Origin of the sequence: Labedella populi (assembly GCF_004078655.1) — a bacterium.
GTDB classification, from domain to species: Bacteria; Actinomycetota; Actinomycetes; order Actinomycetales; family Microbacteriaceae; genus Labedella; species Labedella populi.
Window position 1 is genome coordinate 805,179 of record NZ_RZNC01000001.1, and the last position, 20,310, is coordinate 825,488.

Genomic DNA, 20,310 nt, shown 5'->3' on the forward strand with positions numbered 1-20,310 from the left:
CAGGCCCGATCGATTCTGGGCCTGGTGTGTTCGGTGTGAATGCTCGCTCTTCGGGTTCCGGACCGCGTGGAGCGGCACGACCCGAGCGGGATGTTCTACAACTGGTACGCGCCCGAGACGGGCGCGAAGCTCACGACCTGGCCGGACAGCGGCGACGTCGTGCACCCCTTCCGGTGAGTCGGTCCCGACCGGCGGCACCGCCGACGACTTATCCCCAGGCGGGGGTCGTCGGCGGTTTCGCGTGGTCGGAGTGTGATGCACTCGTCGTGTGCGGGCCGACCCCGCGCAGGGGGAGTTCTCGTGATGTTCCGTCGCGCCGCGTCGTCCGGCACCTCGACCCCGAGCCGGCGGTGGCGCGCTCCCGCAACACTGTCGGCTGCAGTCGTCGTCGTCGCACTGTCGGCATACACGGGCGCCGTCGCGCCGGAACGGACGGGCGCGCGTGAACCGACGGAGATCGCCGCGGCCGGTGATCCCACCGTGTCGTCGCGACCGACGCCCACCCCGGCGACCGCGAGACTCTCGGATCCGGGGGGACTCGGGACGCCTCCCGGTGGACCACAGCCGACTCGGACGAGTGACCCGCGAGGCGGCGGAGCCGAGACCCCGTCCGGGGCCGTGACCGCCGCGCCGGTCGACGGTGTCACGGGCGAAGACGATCCCGCCGCTTCTCCCGATCCGTCTTCCGCGCTGACCTCGACCGACGAGCAGACCCTCCGCCGTTATGCGACGGACAGCTGGCGCTCGATGACGGCCATGGTCGACGAGCAGACAGGCCTCGTCACCGACCACATCGGCATGGCTCTCGATGATCCGAGCACGTACACCTCTCCGACGAACATCGCCGGCTACCTCTGGTCGACGGTCGTCGTCCGCGATCTCGGCATCCTGTCGTCCGAGGAGTCGCACGAGCGCCTCGCGGCCGCACTCGACGCGGTAGCGCGGCTCGAGCGCCACGCTCCAAGCGGCATGTTCTACAACTGGTACTCCCCGCAGACCGGCGCGAAGCTCACTGCATGGCCGGATGGGAAGGCGAATGGGGTCGAGCCGATCGAGCCGTTCCTGTCCACGGTGGACAACGGATGGTTGGCCGCCGCTCTGCGCATCGTCGCCTCCGCTGATCCGGCACTCGCGGCGGAGGTCGAGCGAATCTCCGCCCCCATGGACTTCGCCTGGTTCCACGACCCGACCGCGGCCGACGGTGCCGGGCTCTCCCGCGTGGGCTTTTGGCCCGATCGCCCATCGGACGACTGCTCGGAGCCGGCGGACGGGTCGGGAGCGGCGGTCGGGGTCTTCGTCTCCTGCGCGTCCTACGGGACCACGGTGAGCGAGGCGCGCATCGCCACCTACATCGGCATCGCCAACGGGCAGATTCCGAGCAGCACCTATTTCGCCACGTCACGGACCGGTGCCGCGAGCGGTTCGGATGCTGGGTGGATGCGCGCTCCTCACGGGGAACGACGCCACTACGACGGAGTGCCCGTGCTCGAGAGCACCTACGCGTACGACGGTATGCGCATCGTGCCGAGCTGGGGTGGCAGCATGTTCGAGGCGCTCATGCCCGACCTGCTCGTGCCGGAGGCCGAATGGGGACCGCGCTCCTGGGCCGTCAACCACCGTGCGACGGTCGCCGCTCAAAAGAGCCGAGGATTCGTCGACGGAGGAGACGGCTTGTGGGGTTTCAGCCCGGCCGCCGATCCGTCCGGCGGCTATGGGCTCTACGGGGTGACCGGGCTGAGCATCGGCGCCGTCTCGCATGGGCCCGCGACGGCGAGTGCGCAGGTGGACGCCGATGGTGGTGGCTCCGCCACAGGCGTCGAGCTGCTGCCCCCGTCGCTCACACATTCGCCGACCCCGGCGGGCGGACCTCCGGGCGACGAGGTCGTGACACCCCACGCGTCGTTCCTGGCACTGCCCTACGACCCTCGAGCTGCCCTGGACAACCTCGCCCGGCTCGAGAGCGAGCCCGGCATGTACGGCGCGGGCGGATTCGCCGACGCCATCGACGTCGAGAGTGGACGGGTCGCCTCGACGCATTTGAGTCTCGACCAGTCGATGGTGCTCGCTGCGATCGGCAATGCGGTGAACGACGACGCGCTCAAGGGCTATCTCGTCGGCGGCGAGTTCGAGGAACGCGTCCGGCCGCTCGTCGCTCTCCAGATCTTCGGCTCCGTCATAGACTGACCGCGATGAATCGCCCGTGGCCCATTCACGCAGCGCTGGCGGCGCCGGGGGACGGCGATCAGCGCGCCACGCGCGCGGCGATGTCCGACCGGTGGTGCGAACCTTCGAGTCCGATGGCGCCGACGGCCTCGTAGGCGCGGGCACGCGCTTCGCCGAAGCCCGCTCCCAGACCCACGACGCTCAGTACACGGCCTCCCGTCGCGACCAGACCCTCTGTCGTGGCGACCGTCGCGGCATGCGCGATGTGCACACCCTCGACCGCTGCAGCAGCGTCGAGTCCCGTGATCGGGCGGCCCGTGATCGGAGCGGCAGGGTAGTTCTCACTCGCGACGACCACCGTCACGGCGGCAGTGTCGGAGAAGGTCGGAGGGTCGATCTCGGCGAGGGTCCCGGTCGCTGCGGCCTGGAGCAGTTCCGAGAGCGGCGAGTCGAGCCGCGGAAGGACGACCTGCGTCTCGGGGTCGCCGAAACGGGCGTTGAACTCGATCACCCGGATCCCACGATCGGCGTCGCTCTCGTGCTTGTCCGTCAGGATGAGTCCGGCGTACAGGAGCCCGATGAATGGTTTCTGCTCGTCCGCCAGTCGGTGGATGACCGGTCGGGCGATCGTCTCGGTGACCTCCCTGACGAAGTCGGCTTCCGAGCCGAAGCGCTCGCCGAGCCAGGGAAGCGGCGAGTAGGCACCCATGCCGCCGGTGTTGGGACCCGTGTCGCCGTCGCCGGCGCGCTTGTAGTCCTGCGCCGGGGAGAGCGGGACGACCGAGTGACCGTCGCTCACGAAGAAGAGCGAGACCTCCTGGCCGTCGAGGAACTCCTCCACGAGTACGCTGCCGGCATCGAGGAAAGCGTGTGCATGACGGAGCGCCGCGGCTCGATCGTCGGTCACGATGACGCCCTTGCCGGCCGCGAGGCCGTCGGCCTTCACGACGTACGGGGCGCCAAAGGTGTCGAGAGCCGACTCCACCTCCGCCGCCGTGGCCGCTCGCACCGCTCGGCCCGTCGGCACCCCCGCCTCCTCCATCACGTGCTTGGCGAAGGACTTCGAACCCTCGAGCTCCGCCGCCTCCCGGCCGGGACCGAAGACCGCGATCCCCTGCTCGCGCAACTCGTCGGCCACTCCCGCGACGAGTGGCGCCTCCGGACCGATCACCACGAGCTCGACGCCCTCGGCGATCGCATGGTTCGCGACGGCGACCGGGTCATTGGCGTCGAGCTCCACGATGGGGACGGACGCGGCGATCCCGGCGTTCCCCGGGGCGACGACGATCTCGTGAGCGGTCGACTCCGACAGGAGCGAGAGGACGATGGCGTGCTCGCGCGCGCCGGAGCCGAGGACGAGGATCTTCACGGCCACTAGCCTATTGGTCATGGCTCGAGCACGGATCTCCGACGGTGACGGCCGCGAGGCGCTCGCGCGGGTCGGCTCCGGGGCGACGGACAGGAACGCCGTCGCGACAGCGGTGCGATACACGCTCCAGCGCCTCGCCGACATCGCACCGGGACACACGGTCGAGGTGCGAGTCCCTCCCTTCGCCGCGGTCCAGTGCGTCGACGGTCCCCGCCACACGCGCGGCACCCCGCCCAACGTCATCGAGATGGACGCGACGACGTGGCTCGCGCTCGCCCTCGGGACGACCCCGTGGGAGGAAGCCCTCGCGTCGGGGTCCGTGCACGCCTCGGGATCGCGCGCCGATCTCGGCGGGCTGCTTCCACTGCGACTGCCCGTGTGAGCGCCCGCTCCGGCCCCGTCGGCACGTCGGCGCCGCGGAGCCGGCGGCTCGTGAGGGACAATGGACGAGTGAGCCTCGAACAACCCTCCCCGGTCGATCCGCACGATGCGGAACCCACCCGCGAGCGTGTCATCGTGCGCCGTGCTCCGAAGGTCTGGGGTTTCCTCGCGCTCGGCACGCTCCTCGGGGTCGCCGCGGCCCTGATCCTGACATTCGCCTTCCGCCCCGCCGACGGTGGACCCACGGTGACCGAGGACGGGACGGCGTTCGGGCTGACGCAGGTCTTCGGCTTCCTCCTCGTCTGCCTCGTTCCCATCGGAGCGGGGGTCGGTGCGCTCGCCGCGATCGTCCTCGACCGGATCCTCGCGCGAAAAGCGGTGGAGGTGGACGTCGATAGGATCGACGTGGCCGCCGACCCCGGGTTCTCCGGAGGCGCGGACGCGACCGACGACATGCCATCCGACGCCACGCCGAACGAGGACTTCCCACGCCGATGAGCTCAGCTGACACCTACCGCGACGCCGGCGTCGACACGGCCGCGGGAGACCGCGCCGTCGAACTCATGAAGTCGGCCGTGTCCGCGACGCACGGACCCGAGGTCCTCGGCGGCGTCGGGGGCTTCGCCGGTCTCTTCGACGCGTCGGCCCTCACGCGGTACCGCTCGCCGCTGCTTGCGACCTCGACAGACGGCGTCGGGACGAAGATCGCGCTCGCGCAGGCGATCGACCGGCACGACACGATCGGGCAGGACCTCGTCGGAATGGTCGTGGACGACATCGTCGTGGTGGGAGCGAAGCCGCTCTTCATGACGGACTACATCGCGTGCGGCCGCGTCGCACCCGAACGGATCGCCGCGATCGTCACCGGAATCGCCGAGGCCTGCGCCGCGACGGGCACCGCGCTCGTCGGCGGCGAGACCGCTGAACACCCGGGACTCATGGCACCCGACGACTACGACGTCGCGGGAGCGGCGACGGGTGTCGTGGAGTCCGACGCCGTCCTCGGTGCCGACCGGGTGCGCGACGGGGACGTCGTGCTCGCGATCGAGTCGTCGGGACTGCACTCGAACGGCTTCTCGCTCGTCCGTCACATCCTCGCGACGGCCGGCATCGGCCTGGCTGACCACTCGGACGACCTCGGCGGCGTCGTCGCGGACGTCCTGCTCGAGCCGACGCGCCTCTACACCTCCCCTCTTCTGCAGGTGCTGGAGGGGACACCGACAGCGGGCGCGGTGCACTCGCTGTCGCACGTGACGGGCGGCGGTATCGCCGCGAACCTCGCCCGGGTCCTGCCGCGCGGGTCCTGGATCGAGGTCGAGCGCTCGACGTGGTCCCCGCCGACGGTCTTCCGCGCGCTCAGCAGCATCGCGGGCTCGACGCTCGAGAGCTCGGAGGGCACCTGGAATCTCGGCGTCGGCTTCTTCGCCGTCGTCGAGGCCGAGCGTGCTGCTCTCGTCGCCGAGACGATCACGGGACTCGGCATCCCGACCTGGCCCGTGGGTACGGTCTCCACGTCTCCGCGTGATCTCGATTCGTTCGAGCAGGGCGCGAAGGGTGTCGACGGCGGCGCCGTGCGCCTCGTCGGAAGCTACGCGGGCTGACGCCGCAGCGCCCGCGCGGTCGATCGCAGCCACGGGAAGGGAACGTGGTGCGCTGAGTCCGGGGTGGCCTCAGCCCCGTGCCCTGCGGGACGTCGGCATCGGCTTGTGTGCGAGACTAGGGACGTCCGCTCGGACACTTCCCAGAACCCCCAGGAGCCAGCGCCCAGCATGTGCGGCATCGTCGGTATCGTCTCGCCTGAGCCGGTCAATCAGCAGGTTTATGACAGCCTCCTCCTCCTTCAGCACCGCGGGCAGGACTCGACAGGGATCGCGACAGCGGACGGCTCGACCTTCCACATCAAGAAGGCGAAGGGTCAGGTCCGCGAGGCGTTCCGGACGCGCGACATGCGCTCGCTCCTCGGCACCATCGGTCTCGGTCATGTGCGGTATGCCACGAAGGGTGATGCGACCAACGAGAGCGAGGCGCAGCCGTTCTACGTGAACGCGCCGTACGGCATCGTTCTCGTGCACAACGGCAACCTCACCAATACGCGTGAGCTCGCGGACGACCTCTTCCACGTCGATCGTCGGCACGTCAACTCGACGAGCGACACGGAGATGCTGCTCAACGTGCTCGCGACGGAGCTGCAGGGACAGATCTCGGGGCTCGACCTCGACCCCGATCAGGTCTTCGCCGCCGTGTCGCAAGTCCACGAGCGTGTCGAGGGCTCGTACGCGGCCATCGCGATGATCGCGGGCCACGGGTTGCTCGCGTTCCGCGACCCGTTCGGCATCCGTCCTCTCGTGCTCGGCCGCCGCGCCGCGGGGCTCGTCGGCGACGAGTGGATCGTCGCCTCGGAGTCCCTCGTGCTCGAGGCGAGCGGCTACGAGGTCGTCCGAGAGGTCGCCCCCGGCGAGGCCGTCTTCATCACGACGAGCGGTGAGTTCTACTCGCGCCAGTGCGCTCGCGAGCCGCGACTCGTCCCGTGCTCGTTCGAGTACGTCTACCTCGCTCGCCCCGACTCCGTCATGAACGGCATCTCCGTGTACGAGGCGCGCTTGCGGCTCGGCAACCGTCTCGCCGACACGATCGCGCGCTACGCGCCCGCCGGGGACATCGACGTGGTCATGCCGATCCCGGACTCGTCGCGGCCGGCGGCGATGCAGGTGGCGCAGAAGCTCGGCGTCGAGTACCGCGAGGGCTTCTACAAGAACCGCTACGTCGGTCGCACCTTCATCATGCCCGGTCAGTCGGAGCGGAAGAAGAGCGTCCGGCAGAAGCTCAATGCGATGTCGAGCGAGTTCGCGGGCAAGAACATCCTCATCGTGGACGACTCGATCGTGCGCGGTACGACCTCGAAGGAGATCGTGGACATGGCGCGCGCCGCCGGCGCGAACAAGGTGACGTTCACGTCGGCCGCGCCGCCCGTGCGGTACCCGCACGTCTACGGGATCAACATGCCGACCCGGCGGGAACTCGTCGCCGCCGGTCGCAAGATCCCGGAGATCGCGCGGGAGCTCGGGGCCGACCACCTCATCTACCAAGAGGTCGAGGACATGAAGTCGGCGATCCTCGAGGGCTCCTCGATCACGGAGCTCGAGATGAGCTGTTTCACGGGCGAATACGTCACGGGCACGGTGACGCAGGAGTACCTCGACTGGGTCGAGCGCACTCAGCTCTCCTAACCCTCACCCCCCTGAAAACCTCTTATGTGCGCGAAAACGCGTGCACATAGAAAGTTTTCAGGGGGGAGAGGGGAGTGCAGCAGACGACGACTCGCTCACCGCAGAGCGGCGTGGCCCGGCCTACGCCGACGATCGGGTCAGCCGAGCACGTCACCAGCGGACGGAGCCAGCAGGTGACGTCGTGCTATGCGCGCTTCGACTCGTCGGGGAACCCGTCCGAGGCGTACTCGGACCACTTGGACACCTCGTCCTCGATGTGGGGGTCGTGTGCATGACCCGTGAGTTCTCGTTCGAGCGCATCGTAGTTCACGTCGGGGCTGTACGACTTCAGCTCCCGCGCGATCTTCGTGTGCTTTGCCTTCTGACGGCCACGCCCCATGCGAGACCCCCTTACGATTCGGTGACCGGCTCCCGAGGCGGGAATCGCTGAGTTCCGGGGAGACGATCGGCCGAACGGACGTGCCGTGCCGAGCATGCTCTGCGGGTCAGGGATTCTCGATGCGGTGAACCGGAGGTTTCATCAACCAGAGAACGACTAAGACTGCCTCGAAGTCTACCACGGCGGCCCTGGGGTCGTGGCCGCGCGGGGGACCTGTGGGCGGCCCTGCGGCTCTCTGCGGGGCCTCGACGTGTGCGTACAATGAGGGCGACCGCCGTCGTGTGAACGTACACATGGACCCTTATTCTTGGAGCGCAATGCCGCCGGAAGCTGGAAAGGGGCGCGCTCCGAACATCCGGGACGTCGCTGCACTCGCGGGAGTGTCGTACCAGACGGTGTCCCGAGTGCTCAACGGAAGCGAGAAGATCCGGCCCGAGACGAAGCAGCGCGTCCTCGAGGCGATCGAGGAGAGCGGCTTCCGCCCGAACCAGGCTGCCCGTGCCCTCGTGACGAGTCGGTCCCGCACCATCGGGGTGCTGTCGACCCACCAGCACGCACACTTCGGCCCACAGACGATGGTGCACGCGATGGAGGTCGCGGCGGCCGAGTCGGGTTACCGATTGGCCGTCGTCACGACGGGGACGACTGCCGCCTCGATCGTCGAGGCCCTCGAGCGGCTGCAGAGCCAAGCCGTCGAGGCGCTCGTCGTCGTCGCCCCCAAGGTCAGCGTCTTCGAGGCGATAGAGGATAGTTCGCTCGATCTGCCCCTCGTGACGCTCGACTCGTCCATCCACAACAAGCGCCCGGGGCGCACGCACAGTTTCGCCGTGGACCAGTACGAAGGCGCCCGGATGGCGACGCGCCACCTCATCGAACTCGGGCACCGCTCGATCATCCACGTCGCCGGTCCCCAGGACTGGATCGAGGCCGATGAGCGCATGCAGGGCTTCCTGTACGAACTGAGTGAGAACGATCTGCCCGTACGAGCGCCGATCCTCGGGGAGCTCTCGGCCGACTTCGGGTACCGAGCCGGTCTCGAGCTCGTGCGGCGCCGTGACTTCTCCGCGGTGTTTGCAGCGAACGACCACATGGCCCTCGGCCTGCTGCATGCGTTCCGCGACGAGGGGCTCTCCGTCCCGGGGGACGTGAGCGTCGTCGGCTTCGACGACATCCCGGACGCCGCGCACTATCTGCCACCACTGACGACGGTGCGCCAGGACTTCGCCGCCGTCGGCCGCCGGTCGGTCGAGATCGTCATCGGCGCGATCGACACGGGTTCCCTCGGGGCGCTCGAGCTCATCCGGCCGACGCTCATGGTTCGCGAGTCGACCGCGCCTCCTCCCGTCGCCTGGCGATGAGAAACACCGACCCGGCCCGTCGACGGGGCGCGAGGTCACGACCGGGTCACGGTCGCGCACGGCCCAGACGATCCCGGTTGACACCGGCTCGACGCGGGCCTATCGTGATCGCGGGCATGTGAACGGTCACATCAGGATCGGTCATCGCCCGAGTTTCTGACGGACCGACCGGCCCGCCACGACAACGACGTCCTTTGTGGAGGCAGTGAATGCGAACCCGTCGCGCCGAAACCCGAATCGCTCGGGGGGTGCAGTCGCATGGTTGATCAACCCGTCATCCTCGAGATGCGATCCATCACGAAGGAGTTCCCCGGCGTCAAAGCGCTGTCGGACGTCTCCATCGCGGTGCGCGCCGGAGAGGTCCACGCCATTTGCGGCGAGAACGGCGCCGGCAAATCGACGCTCATGAAGGTGCTCTCGGGTGTGTACCCCTACGGCACCTACGAGGGCCAGATCGTCTACCAGACCGAAGAGGTCCGCTTCCGCGACATCCGCTCGAGCGAGGCCGCCGGAATCGTCATCATCCACCAGGAGCTCGCGCTCATCCCGGAGCTGTCGATCACCGAGAACATCTTCCTCGGCAACGAGCCCGGCCGTGGGGGAGTGATCAACTGGAAGGAGGCGAAGAAGCGCGCCGTCCAGCTGCTCGCCCGTGTCGGCCTCCGTGACGACCCCGACACACTCATCAAGGACATCGGCGTCGGCAAGCAGCAGCTCGTCGAGATCGCGAAGGCCCTCAACAAGGACGTCAAGCTCCTCATCCTCGACGAGCCGACCGCTGCTCTCAACGAGAACGACTCGCAGCACCTGCTCGACCTCATCGTGGGTCTCAAGGGCAAGGGCATCGCGTCGATCATCATCTCCCACAAGCTCAACGAGATCGAGCAGATCGCGGACTCGATCACGATCATCCGCGACGGGAAGACGATCGAGACGCTCGATGTGCGGGGCGGCGACGTCAACGAGGACCGCATCATCCGCGGCATGGTCGGTCGCAGTCTCCAGTCGCGCTTCCCCGACCGTACGCCCCACGTCGGCGAGGTGTTCTTCGAAGTCAAGAACTGGACCGTGCAGCACCCCCTCGTCCCCGAGCGCCTCGTCTGCAAGAACGAGAGCTTCACCGTCCGCAAGGGCGAGATCGTCGGATTCGCCGGGCTCATGGGCGCCGGTCGCACGGAGCTCGCGATGAGCATCTTCGGGCGCTCGTACGGCACGTTCGTCGAGGGCCAGGTGTTCAAGGACGGCAAGGAGATCCAACTCCGCAACGTGAGCGAGGCGATCGACCAGGGTCTCGCGTACGTGAGCGAGGACCGCAAGTCCCTCGGGCTCAACCTCCTCGACGACATCAAGCGTTCCGTCGTCTCGGCGAAGCTCGGCAAGATCTCGCGCGGCCAGGTCGTCGACGATTTCAAGGAGCACGCGATCGCGGACGAGTACCGCAAGAGTCTGCGCATCAAGACGCCGACGGTCGACGAGGGCGTGTCGAAGCTCTCGGGAGGTAACCAGCAGAAGGTCGTCCTCGCGAAGTGGATGTTCACCGACCCCGACCTGCTCATCCTCGACGAGCCCACCCGCGGCATCGACGTCGGTGCGAAGTTCGAGATCTACGGCATCATCCAGCAGCTCGCGGCCCAGGGGAAGGGTGTCATCGTCATCTCCTCGGAGCTGCCCGAGCTGATCGGCCTCTCCGACCGGATCTACACGATCTTCGAGGGCCAGATCACCAACGAGTTCACGTCGGCGGAAGCCGAGCCGGAGATGCTCATGAAGAGCATGACCTCCACGAGCAAGAAAGCTGAAGCAGCATGAGCGGATTCTCCGACGTCAAGAAGATCTTCGGGGGCGGCACGACGTCGACCGCCCGTCAGGCCGGCATCCTCCTGAGCCTCGTCGCCATCGTCCTGGTGTTCCAGTTCTGGACGAACGGTCTCACCCTGACACCCGGCAACCTCATCGCCGTCGTCAACCAGTACTCCTACATCCTGATCCTCGCGATCGGCATGGTGATGGTCATCATCGCCGGTCACATCGACCTGTCGGTCGGTTCGGTCGCGGCGTTCACGGGCATCATCGTCGCGAAGGCGATGGCGGACTTCGACCTCCCCTGGCCGCTCGCGATCGTCCTCGGCCTCGTCGTCGGAGCGCTCATCGGTGCATGGCAGGGCTTCTGGGTCGCGTACGTCGGAGTACCGGCGTTCATCGTGACACTCGCGGGCATGCTCATCTTCCGCGGCGGGAACCAGTACATCGGCGCCGCGACCGCCGTCCCCGTCCCCGAGGGCTTCACGGTCATCGGTGCGGGGTACCTCCCCGAGATCGGCCCGGACACGGGATACAACAACCTCACGCTCATCCTCGGCTTCCTCGCCGTGGTCGCCATCGCCTGGCGCGAGTGGCGCTCACGCCGCACGCAGGCCGAAATGGGCTCCGAGATGGTTCCGGTCTGGGTTTCCATCGCCCGCGTCGTCATCATCGGCGCCGTAGTGCTCTACGCGGCCTTCCTCTTCGCCGGCGGCCGCGTCGGGACGAGCTTCCCGGTCTCGGGCCTCATCCTCGTGGCGCTCGTCGTCGCATACTCGTTCCTCACTCGCAATACGATCATCGGTCGTCACATCTACGCGGTCGGCGGCAACTCCCACGCCGCCGAGCTGTCGGGCGTCAAGTCCAAGCGGGTCAACTTCTTCGTCATGATGAACATGTCGATCCTCGCCGGCCTCGCCGGCATGATCTTCATCGCACGGGCCGGAGCATCGGGCGGCCAGGACGGAAACGGCTGGGAGCTCGACGCCATCGCCGCCGCCTTCATCGGAGGCACGGCGGTCGCGGGCGGCGTCGGAACCGTCATCGGCGCCATCATCGGCGGTCTCGTCATGGCCTTCCTCAACAACGGCCTCCAGCTCGTGGGCGCGGGAGCCGACCTCGTGCAGATCGTCAAGGGCCTCGTGCTCCTGCTCGCCGTCGCGATCGACGTCTACAACCGGTCGCAGGGCCGCTTCTCGATCATCGGCATCTTCCGGCCGAAGCGTCGCAACGGCCCCTCCGACCAGACCCCGACGCCGACGACGGGAACGCCCGACACGGCGAAGCCCGGCGCCGTGACCGTCAACAACTAGACCTGTCCAATCCCCACCCTGAATCCCAAGAGAAAGTGAAAACAATGCGCAGAACAGCACTCGCAACCGTGGCCCTGGCCTCGGCTGCTGCGCTCGTCCTCGCCGGCTGCTCCAGCCGGACAGCTGACGAGACGGCTGGCGGAAGCGGCGAAGAAGCCGGCTTCGCAGCGGACTCCCTCGTCGGTGTCGCCCTCCCGGCGAAGACCTCCGAGAACTGGGTCCTCGCGGGCGACCTCTTCACCGAGGGCCTCGCGGACGCGGGCTTCGAGTCCGACGTCCAGTACGCGGCGGCGAGCGGCACAGTCGCCGATCAGCAGTCGCAGATCCAGTCGATGGTGACGAAGGGCGCGAAGGTCATCATCATCGGTGCGGCCGACGGCTCGCAGCTCGGCACGCAGGTCGCCGCGGCCAAGGAGGCCGGTGCCACCGTCATCGCGTACGACCGCCTCATCCTCAACACGGAAGACCTCGACTACTACGTCGCGTACGACAACGCCGAGGTGGGTCGTCTCCAGGGCCAGGCCCTGCTCGACGGCATGGCCGCGAAGGGCGAGGGTCCGTACACGATCGAGCTGTTCTCCGGCTCGCCCGACGACGCCAACTCCGCCGTGTTCTTCAACGGCGCCATGGAGGTACTCCAGCCCGCGATCGACAGCGGCGACGTCGTCGTCGGTTCCGGTCAGACGGACATCCAGCAGACCGCCACGCAGGGCTGGGAGGCCGAGAACGCCCAGAGCCGCATGGACTCGCTCCTCACGAGCACCTACACAGGTGACACGCAGCTCGACGGCGTCCTCTCCCCGAACGACAACCTCGCGCGGGCGATCATCACGTCCGTCAAGGGTGCCGGTAAGGACATCCCGGTCGTGACCGGTCAGGACTCCGAGGTCGAGTCGGTCAAGTCGATCATGGCGGGCGAGCAGTACTCGACCATCAACAAGGACACTCGCGCCCTTGTCGCGAAGGCCATCGAGATGGCCGAGCAGCTCCAGAAGGGCGAGGACGTCGACGTCAACGACGAGGAGTCGTACGACAACGGCTCGAAGATCGTGCCGGCATTCCTGCTTCCCCCGGTCATCGTGACGAAGGAGAACGCGGCCGAGGCCTACGCGAACGACCCGACTCTCGGGCCGATCGCCGAAGGCTGATCACTGCGGCAACACCCGTAATACCAGCTACACGCGCTCCAGGACGGGCGGACCGGATCTCCGGCCCGCCCGTCCTGTGTTGTCCACAGGCATGTGGTCCCGTTGGGGCGCTCTGTCCTCCTGCTGGGGCACAATCGGGGTGCGCGTCGATCATCCGTCGTGCGTCACCTTGGGGGAGGGACGAACCATGCATTCTCGTGCGCAATCATTCGACAGGCCGGACGGCAGACCGAGTGCTCGTCCACGACGCGGGTCATCACTCTCCGCTGTGATTCGTCGGCGTCGCGCGACCGTCGTCCTGACGGTCGGCGCTGTTCTCCTGGCATCGGTCCTGTCCGCGTCGGTCGTCCCGAGCGACACAGCCCGAGCCGAGGCTGCTCCCGTGGATCCGTCAGCGGCGGCGACTCCGCCCACGGTCACGGCGGATCTCCTTCCGGCCCCGCAGATCGGCGACGGCAGTACGGGAAGCGTCGGCGACGCCGTGAAGTCCGGCGTCGTCCGCGACCAGGTGGTCGTCAGCGACACGGTGTTCGTGGGCGGCGCCTTCACGAAAGCGCGGCCCTTCGGCGCGGGAGTCGGCAAGAGCGTCGTCGCACGCACACATCTCCTCTCGTACGACCTGAAGTCGGGTGTGCTCTCGGACTTCGCTCCCACGTTCAACGCCCAAGTGCGTGCGGTTGCGGCATCCCCCGACGGTGCGCGGCTCTATGTCGGCGGCGACTTCACCATCGTGAACGGCCAGAAGCGCTCCCGGCTCGCCGCGTTCGACGTCGCGACAGGGGCACTCATCGGTTCGTTCACGCCCGTCGTCAACAAGTCGGTGTCCGCGATCGCGGTCACGGCCACCGCGGTCTACGTCGGAGGCGGTTTCACCACGGCGGCCGGCGATGGCCGCAGCCGATCGGCCGCCTTCGCTCCGACGACCGGCACGCTTCTGCCGTGGAATCCGGGTACGACCGGCGGTGACGTCAAATCGATCGTCGTCGCGGCCGGGGGCGAACGCGTCGTCCTCGGCGGCGTGTTCCAGTCGCTCGCCGGGGGAGCGCGCGAGGCCCTCGGCATGGCGTCCGTCACTCCCGATACGGGGGCGGCGCAGCCCTGGGCCGTCGGATCGGTCATCCGCAACGGCGAGCAGCAAAAGTCCGGCATCCTGAGCCTCGCGACGAGTGGCGATTCCGTGTACGGCACCGGTTACGCCACAGGAACGGGCAATTTCGAAGGAACGTTCAAGGTACGTGCATCCGACGGGGCGATCGAGTGGATCGAGGACTGCCGTGGCGACACCTACTCGGTGCAGCCCGTCGGACGGGTCGTGTACACGGCCGGTCACGCTCACGACTGCTCCAACGCGGGTTCCTTCGGCGGCTACGTGGAACCCGAGCGCTACTATCGGGCCATCGCCTTCTCCGACGCCGCCACGGGGACGGTGCTCGACCGGCAGACGGAGTTCTGGAGCCACGCCGGCCACCCCTCGCCCTCGTTGCTGCACTGGTTCCCGGCGATGGACACCGGTGCCTTCACAGGCGCGAACCAGGGACCGTGGGACGTCACCACCGGGGGTGGCTACGTCCTGTACGGAGGCGAATTCCGCTCGGTCAACGGCGTGAAGCAGACGGGACTCGCGCGTTTCGCCGTCGTTCCCGAGGCCGAGCGGAAGAATCCCCCGACGCTGTCGGGAGCCGCCATGACCCCCGTCCTCGAGGCCTTCCAGGGCACGGGTGTCACGCTCTCGTGGGCAGCCAATCACGATCGGGACAACTCGCGGTTGCGCTACGAGGTCATCAGGGACGGCGATCTCGAGAACCCGGTCTTCGGCACGGGCTGGATCGAATCGACGTTCTGGCAGCGGCCCGAGATTCGGGGCGTCGACGGAGGGCTCGACCCCGGGGCGTCCTATTCGTATCGGATCCGCACCGTCGACCCCGACGGCAACGCCACTCTCAGCAGCGCGGTGAGCTACACCGCGAGCGCTGGTGTCCTCGGAGCGATCACCGACTACGACCGTCAGGTGCTCAGCGACGCTCCGACGGCGTATTGGCCGCTCAACGAGACGGCCGGTGACGTCGGGTACGACTGGGCGGGCTCGAACCATCTGACCGCCGTGCCCCGTCGAGTCGTCGGGATCGAGTCGGTGCCGGGGGGACGCGCGGGGGACTTCGATGGGACCGACGACTTCGCCGTGCAGAGCGACGCGGTGTCGGCACCGCAGGTGTACTCCGCGGAGGCGTGGTTCTCGACCACGAGCACGAAGGGCGGTCAGATCGTGGGTTTCGCACACACCCGCGATGCCGTCAACGCGGCGCATGACCGACACGTCTATCTCACCGACGACGGGCGGGTGGTCTTCGGCGTCTGGACCGACAACGCCCAGACTGTCGTCTCGCCACCGGGTCTCAACGACGGCGGGTGGCATCATGTCGTGGTGACCCTCGGGCCCTCCGGGCTTCGACTCTTCCTCGACGGAGCACTCGTCGGATCGAGAGCGGGCGACATCACAGCAGGTGTTTTCGAGGGCTACTGGAACGTCGGCGGAAACACGGTCGCGGGGTGGCCCGGGGCGCCGTCGAGCGACTTCGTCGACGGTGCCATCGACAACATCGCTCTCTACCCCGTGGTCTTGTCGCCCGCGGCGGTCGCCGCGCACTTCGACGCGGCCACGTCGGGCACGGAGCCGGTACCCGAACCGGAGCCGACGCCGACGCCGGAACCCGAGTCTCCGACGGTGATCGCGCGTGACGGCTTCGAGCGTTCCACATCGAGTGGGTGGGGCACGGCCGAATCCGGTGGAAGCTGGTCGGTGCCGGGCTCGGGGGTGAGCGTGGGCTCGGGAGCCGGTGTCCTACGACTCGCTCCCACGGAGCAACGCACCGCGATCCTCGGCGCCGTCTCCGCGCCGGCCACCGATACGCGGATGACCTTCCGTCTCGATCAGGCCCCCGGCACCTCGCCGCACTACGTGAGTGTCATCGGCCGCGCTATCGGATCCGAGCGCTACACGGCCCGCGTCATCCTCGAACCGACGAAGTCGCGGATCGACATCCAGGCGTCCGGCGTGACGCTCGCAACCGTGGGCATCGCGTCATCGGCCTATGCGCCCGGCGAGAGCATCACCCTCCGATTCGAGGTCACGGGCACCGCGCCGACGACGCTCCGCGCCAAGGCGTGGACGGGAACGGCGGAACCCGACGCGTGGCAGCTCACGAGAACCGACTCGAAGGCCGCGCTCCAGGCTCCCGGAAGTGTCGGGATGATGTTCTACGCGGGACGACCGACCACCACGACTCTGTCCGTGACCGACTACGTCGTTGTGCGTCCGTGAGCCCCCCAGTCACGAGCCAACGCTGAAGCCCTGCGCCGCGACCACACCGGGCCGCGGCGCAGGGCCTGCCGCTCAGGACGTGACGGCCGTCTGCACCGCGAACGCTGCGGCCGCCGACCAGGCCTGCGGTCGGCAGGCTGCCGGGTAAGGCGTCGGCGAGGAGAATTCGTCGGCGGCGTCGCCCGAGTACAGCTCCGGCATACGGAACGAGAACCGCTCCGCCGCCGTCAGCAAGCCCTCGGACAAGACCCGCGCCTGCTCGAGGTGCCCGGACCGCACGAGTCCCGCGATCGCGATCGCCGTGTCGTGCGTCCACACGCTTCCGCCGTGATAGCTCAGCGGCCAATACCCGGCGGCTTCGGTCGACAGCGTCCGGAGACCGAAGCCCGACGACATCGAGGGGCCGATGAGCAGCGTCGCGACCGTGCCTTCCTCCTCCGCGTCGAGGATGCCGGTTCCGAGGAGATGCCCGATGTTGCTCGTGAGCGAGTCGACCGGACGCTTGTGCGCATCGAGCGCGACGGCCGGGTAGCGGCCCTCCGGGGTCTCGACCCAGTAGGCCTCCGCGAAGCGCCGCTTCAGGTCGGCCGCCCAGGAGCGGAGCGCCTGGGTGTCGTCGCGGCCGTCGCCGAGAGCTTCGAGAAGTCGAGCGCCCGCCATGACGGCCTCGTACGCATACCCCTGCACCTCGCAGAGCGCGATCGGGCCTTCGGCGAGGCGGCCATCCCGCCACTGGATCGAGTCACCGGAGTCCTTCCAGCCCTGGTTCGCGAGACCGTGACCCGTGAGATCGACGTAGTCGAGGAACCCGTCGCCGTCATTGTCCCCCGGCTGGATGATCCAGTCGAGACAGCCGCGCAGCGTGGGGAGCAGCTCCGTGACGGCGAGTTCCGACATCCCGGCGGCGTACGCGTCGGCGAGCAACGTGACCCAGAGGGCGGTCGCGTCGACGGTGCCGTAATACACGGGCGGAAGCGTGACCCCTTCGCCCGGGATGGTGAGAGGCGCCGACCGCAACTCGTGCATGATCTTCCCCGGCTGCTCCGCCGACTCCGGATCGTGGGCGATCCCCTGCAATCGTGCGAGGATACGGAGCGTCGACGCGGCGATGTCCGTCGTCACCGGCAGGAGGAGGCGAGCCGCCCAGATCGAGTCACGGCCGAAGAGCGTGAAGAACCACGGGGCGCCGGCGGCCAGGAACTCGTCGTCGGGATGGTCGGGGAGCGCGAGGCGGAGAGCGTCGAGGTCCGCCAGGGCGGCAGCGACCCAACGGGCCACACGCGGATCCGACGTCGTGCCCTCGGGAGCACGCCAGGACACCTCCCCTCGGGGCGCCACGACGACGAGGGACTCGTCGGTGATCGCGACGCAGAGCTCCCGTGATTCGGACGCGTGCGGCGGAACGTCGAGCGGCCAGGAGACGCGCACCTTGCCGTCGGCCGTGGAGACCACGGCGCCCGGAGCCGTCACCCGCAGAGTGACCGATCCGCTCGAAATCACGATGCCGTCCTCTATCGGCTCACCGCTCCACTCGGCGCCGTCCACGATCCCCGCCTTGAGGCTCGACATCGTCGAGAAGTCCGGCGACAGCTCGACCACGAGGGATGTCTCGATCGTGTGGTCCACGCCCGACGAGAGCGTGAGGCGCTCGACGACCGATCCGGCCGAGACATCGCGTCGTCGCTCGAGGCGCACCCGAGGATCCGCGCCGCCGTGACCATCGATCTCGCGCACGAGCGACACGAAGGTCGCCCCCGTCGCTCCCCGCGGTGCGACGCTCACGGCCTCCGGGTCCGTGTCGCCGACACGGACCCGGAGGCCCGCCGCGACCCGCGTGTCGCCATGGTAGATCCCGTGGATGACCGTCGCCCCGATGTCACCGTCCTCCGCCGACCACGCCTGGGTGGGGGCGCGCAAGACGACGACCGAGTCGTGGAGGAGCGGCTGGAGGGGACGGACGGCCGGCTCATCGTCCCCGGGTCGCGTCGTCTCACTCGTCGGATTCGTACTCGTCATTCCGTCACGGCCCCTTCACTGGCGTTCCTGATTCGACGTGGAGGATGAAGAACTTCACGGCAACGGAGATCATCATGATCGCCGCCGGAGCGAGTTGCAACGGATACGGCGTCCCCTCACCCAACTGACCGGACGCGAGCGACGCGACGCCCTTGCGGGGCGTGGTGAGCTCTGCGTCGCCACGATGGAGTGCGACAACTCGTTCCAGGACCGGGAGGACGTCGCCGCGGGCGCCCTCGACCTGCTCATGGGCCCACGGAACCGGCGTCGACCGGTCCGTCACGGGCGCGTCCGCAGGTGACGTCCTCGTGGAGCCGCGCCTCATCGTGAGGGGATGACGGCGGCGTTATGCTGAGCGTGTGGGACACCGTCGGTCCCGATCGGATCCGGTCCGATCGGGGGACTGCCGCAAGCGGAGTCACAGGAGGAGGCTGAGGTCATGACCGTTCGACCCTCGTCGCAACCCGTCCTCGTGGGCATCGTGCCGGGTCAACCGGACGCCGTCCTTCGAACGGCAGCCGAGTACGCCGCCGCCTTCGGCGCCGAGCTCATCGTGGCCTGGGTCGACGCGACGCGTTACACCGCCGGCCTCTGGGCGGACGGCTCCGTCGCGTTCGTCCCGTACGACGTGAACGGTGACAGTGAGATCGATTCCGACTGGATCGACGCGCAGGTACGTCCCCTCCTCGAGGGCGCTCCTGTGAGGTGGCGGGTCGTGACGGGGGAGGGCGAACCGTCGGCCGGACTCTGCTCGATCGCCGACCGCGAGAAGGTGGGCTCGATCGTCGTCGGTACGCGCGAACCGGGATTCCGGGCCGGTCTCCAGGAATTCTTCACCGGATCGATCGCCGCCCACCTGGCCCACCGCCAGCGTCAGCCCGTCATCGTGGTGCCGCTCGCGCCGGTCCGGGAAGCCCACGACTTGCCGTGGGCCGAGGAGTGACCGTCCCCCCTCACGATCGATCCGCCCCCTCCGCCGTCCGCACCTCCCCGTGGCCCGGCCGCCGAGCGGTCCTGCTCGTCTTCGTCGGCGGTGCCATCGGAACGGCGGCACGCGCCGCGGTTCTCGCGCTTCTTCCGCAGGTGAGCGCCGTTCCGGTGGGCGTCCTGGTCGTCAACGTGGTCGGCGCGTTCGTGCTCGGGGTGCTCGTGGCGGGGCTCGAAGCGGTCAGCTCGGCACGGCGGCGAAGGGAGGCGCGGCTGCTCCTCGGCACGGGGCTGCTGGGAGGCTTCACGACCTACAGCGCTCTGGCCATGGACACGGTGTCGCTCGTCGCCGTCGGTGAGGTGCTCCCCGCTCTCCTCAACGCCGTTGGCTCCGTCCTTGTCGGCCTCGCGGCTGCCGCAGTGGGTCTGGCGGCCGGCCGCGTCATCGCTCGTCGCCGTGAGGCGACCGGGAACGACGACCGATGACGCCGTTGTCCGTCCTGCTCGTCGCCGTCGGTGGTGGCGTCGGTGCCGCGCTGCGGTTGATCGTCGACAGTGCGGTCCTGGCGAGACGGCCGGGTGCGCGGTTTCCGCGCGGAACCATCGTGGTCAACATCTCCGGCTCGTTCGTGATCGGCGTCGTCGCGGGGATCACGGCAGCGTCGATGCTTCCCGTCGGCGTGGCGGCGATCCTCACGACCGGCGTCCTCGGAGGGTACACGACCTTCTCCTCCGCGAGTCTCGACGCCGTCGCGCTCATCAGTGCGGGGAAACGAGGCGCGGCGGTCGTCTATGCCGGCGGCACGCTCGTCCTCAGCGTCATCGCGGCGGCGGTCGGGCTCGCGGCGTCGGCGATCGCCGTCGCTGCCCTCTGACGACTGGCGACACCGTCCCGGGTCATCACCCGGTG

17 protein-coding genes and 1 pseudogene are annotated in these 20,310 nt (G+C 68.6%); 14 read left to right on the forward strand and 4 right to left on the reverse strand.

All coding sequences use genetic code 11. The features are described from left to right. The first annotated feature begins 39 nt into the window (after nt 1–39). Both ELQ92_RS16215 and ELQ92_RS03935 read left to right on the forward strand, forming a co-directional pair. Entirely contained in the window at nt 40–177 is a 138-nt protein-coding gene (locus ELQ92_RS16215) for a hypothetical protein (RefSeq protein WP_166426697.1), read from the forward strand. A 126-nt stretch (nt 178–303) separates the two neighbouring features. Beyond that, nucleotides 304–2,184: a glucoamylase family protein gene (locus ELQ92_RS03935; RefSeq protein WP_128498023.1), complete on the forward strand. Its 1,881-nt coding sequence runs from the start codon at nt 304–306 to the stop codon at nt 2,182–2,184. A gap of 58 nt (nt 2,185–2,242) precedes the next feature. Here the strand turns inward: ELQ92_RS03935 and purD are convergent, their stop codons facing one another. Next, nucleotides 2,243–3,532, reverse strand: coding sequence for a phosphoribosylamine--glycine ligase (purD, locus tag ELQ92_RS03940; RefSeq protein ID WP_128497648.1), 1,290 nt, complete (start codon nt 3,530–3,532; stop codon nt 2,243–2,245). A gap of 19 nt (nt 3,533–3,551) precedes the next feature. Between purD and ELQ92_RS03945 the strand changes: the two genes are divergently transcribed. The 4 genes from ELQ92_RS03945 (at nt 3,552) to purF (ending at nt 7,140) form a co-directional block, all read left to right on the forward strand. Further along, nucleotides 3,552–3,914, forward strand: coding sequence for a sterol carrier family protein (locus ELQ92_RS03945; RefSeq protein WP_128497649.1), 363 nt, complete (start codon nt 3,552–3,554; stop codon nt 3,912–3,914). 68 nt (nt 3,915–3,982) lie between these two features. Beyond that, nucleotides 3,983–4,411: a potassium transporter Trk gene (locus tag ELQ92_RS03950; RefSeq protein WP_128497650.1), complete on the forward strand. Its 429-nt coding sequence runs from the start codon at nt 3,983–3,985 to the stop codon at nt 4,409–4,411. Further along, entirely contained in the window at nt 4,408–5,514 is a 1,107-nt protein-coding gene (gene purM, locus ELQ92_RS03955; protein ID WP_128497651.1) for a phosphoribosylformylglycinamidine cyclo-ligase, read from the forward strand. Before ELQ92_RS03950 ends, purM begins: the two co-directional genes overlap by 4 nt. 168 nt (nt 5,515–5,682) lie before the next feature. Further along, nucleotides 5,683–7,140: an amidophosphoribosyltransferase gene (purF, locus tag ELQ92_RS03960; RefSeq protein ID WP_128497652.1), complete on the forward strand. Its 1,458-nt coding sequence runs from the start codon at nt 5,683–5,685 to the stop codon at nt 7,138–7,140. A gap of 184 nt (nt 7,141–7,324) precedes the next feature. Here purF and ELQ92_RS03965 read toward each other — a convergent pair whose 3' ends face one another. Then, nucleotides 7,325–7,519 (reverse strand): DUF3073 domain-containing protein, encoded by a 195-nt coding sequence (locus ELQ92_RS03965; protein ID WP_128497653.1) that lies wholly within the window; start codon nt 7,517–7,519, stop codon nt 7,325–7,327. Nucleotides 7,520–7,836: 317 nt separating this feature from the next. On the opposite strand from ELQ92_RS03965, the gene ELQ92_RS03970 reads away from it, so the two are divergent. From ELQ92_RS03970 to ELQ92_RS03990, 5 genes are all read left to right on the forward strand, one after another. Continuing rightward, on the forward strand, nt 7,837–8,877 hold the full coding sequence (locus ELQ92_RS03970) for a LacI family DNA-binding transcriptional regulator (RefSeq protein WP_128497654.1): 1,041 nt from the start codon (nt 7,837–7,839) through the stop codon (nt 8,875–8,877). 258 nt (nt 8,878–9,135) lie between these two features. Next, on the forward strand, nt 9,136–10,686 hold the full coding sequence (mmsA, locus tag ELQ92_RS03975; RefSeq protein WP_128497655.1) for a multiple monosaccharide ABC transporter ATP-binding protein: 1,551 nt from the start codon (nt 9,136–9,138) through the stop codon (nt 10,684–10,686). Next, a complete protein-coding gene (mmsB, locus tag ELQ92_RS03980; RefSeq protein WP_128497656.1) occupies nt 10,683–11,990 on the forward strand; it encodes a multiple monosaccharide ABC transporter permease in 1,308 nt (435 codons plus the stop codon). Before mmsA ends, mmsB begins: the two co-directional genes overlap by 4 nt. A 44-nt stretch (nt 11,991–12,034) precedes the next feature. Further along, nucleotides 12,035–13,138, forward strand: a complete 1,104-nt coding sequence (locus ELQ92_RS03985) for a substrate-binding domain-containing protein (protein ID WP_128497657.1) — start codon at nt 12,035–12,037, stop codon at nt 13,136–13,138. 382 nt (nt 13,139–13,520) lie between these two features. Continuing rightward, on the forward strand, nt 13,521–16,457 hold the full coding sequence (locus ELQ92_RS03990) for a LamG domain-containing protein (RefSeq protein WP_128497658.1): 2,937 nt from the start codon (nt 13,521–13,523) through the stop codon (nt 16,455–16,457). Between the two features lie 72 nt (nt 16,458–16,529). Here ELQ92_RS03990 and ELQ92_RS03995 read toward each other — a convergent pair whose 3' ends face one another. Both ELQ92_RS03995 and ELQ92_RS04000 read right to left on the reverse strand, forming a co-directional pair. Then, the gene (locus ELQ92_RS03995; protein ID WP_128497659.1) at nt 16,530–18,473 is read right to left on the reverse strand and encodes a glycogen debranching N-terminal domain-containing protein; all 1,944 of its coding nucleotides are present in this window, start codon (nt 18,471–18,473) and stop codon (nt 16,530–16,532) included. Then, nucleotides 18,470–18,683 (reverse strand): annotated as a pseudogene (locus ELQ92_RS04000) (carbohydrate ABC transporter permease); the annotation flags it as partial. The pseudogene ELQ92_RS04000 and the gene ELQ92_RS03995, both read right to left, overlap by 4 nt. A gap of 229 nt (nt 18,684–18,912) precedes the next feature. Between ELQ92_RS04000 and ELQ92_RS04005 the strand changes: the two are divergent. From ELQ92_RS04005 to crcB, 3 genes are read left to right on the forward strand one after another with little or no spacing between them, the layout of a single operon-like run. Next, nucleotides 18,913–19,416: a universal stress protein gene (locus ELQ92_RS04005; protein ID WP_128497660.1), complete on the forward strand. Its 504-nt coding sequence runs from the start codon at nt 18,913–18,915 to the stop codon at nt 19,414–19,416. After that, nucleotides 19,413–19,886 carry a CrcB family protein gene (locus tag ELQ92_RS04010; RefSeq protein ID WP_128497661.1) on the forward strand — a complete coding sequence of 158 codons (474 nt, stop codon included), beginning with the start codon at nt 19,413–19,415 and terminating at the stop codon, nt 19,884–19,886. Before ELQ92_RS04005 ends, ELQ92_RS04010 begins: the two co-directional genes overlap by 4 nt. After that, nucleotides 19,883–20,275: a fluoride efflux transporter CrcB gene (gene crcB, locus ELQ92_RS04015; protein ID WP_128497662.1), complete on the forward strand. Its 393-nt coding sequence runs from the start codon at nt 19,883–19,885 to the stop codon at nt 20,273–20,275. The genes ELQ92_RS04010 and crcB overlap by 4 nt, the downstream gene beginning before the upstream one ends. Nucleotides 20,276–20,310: the final 35 nt, after the last annotated feature.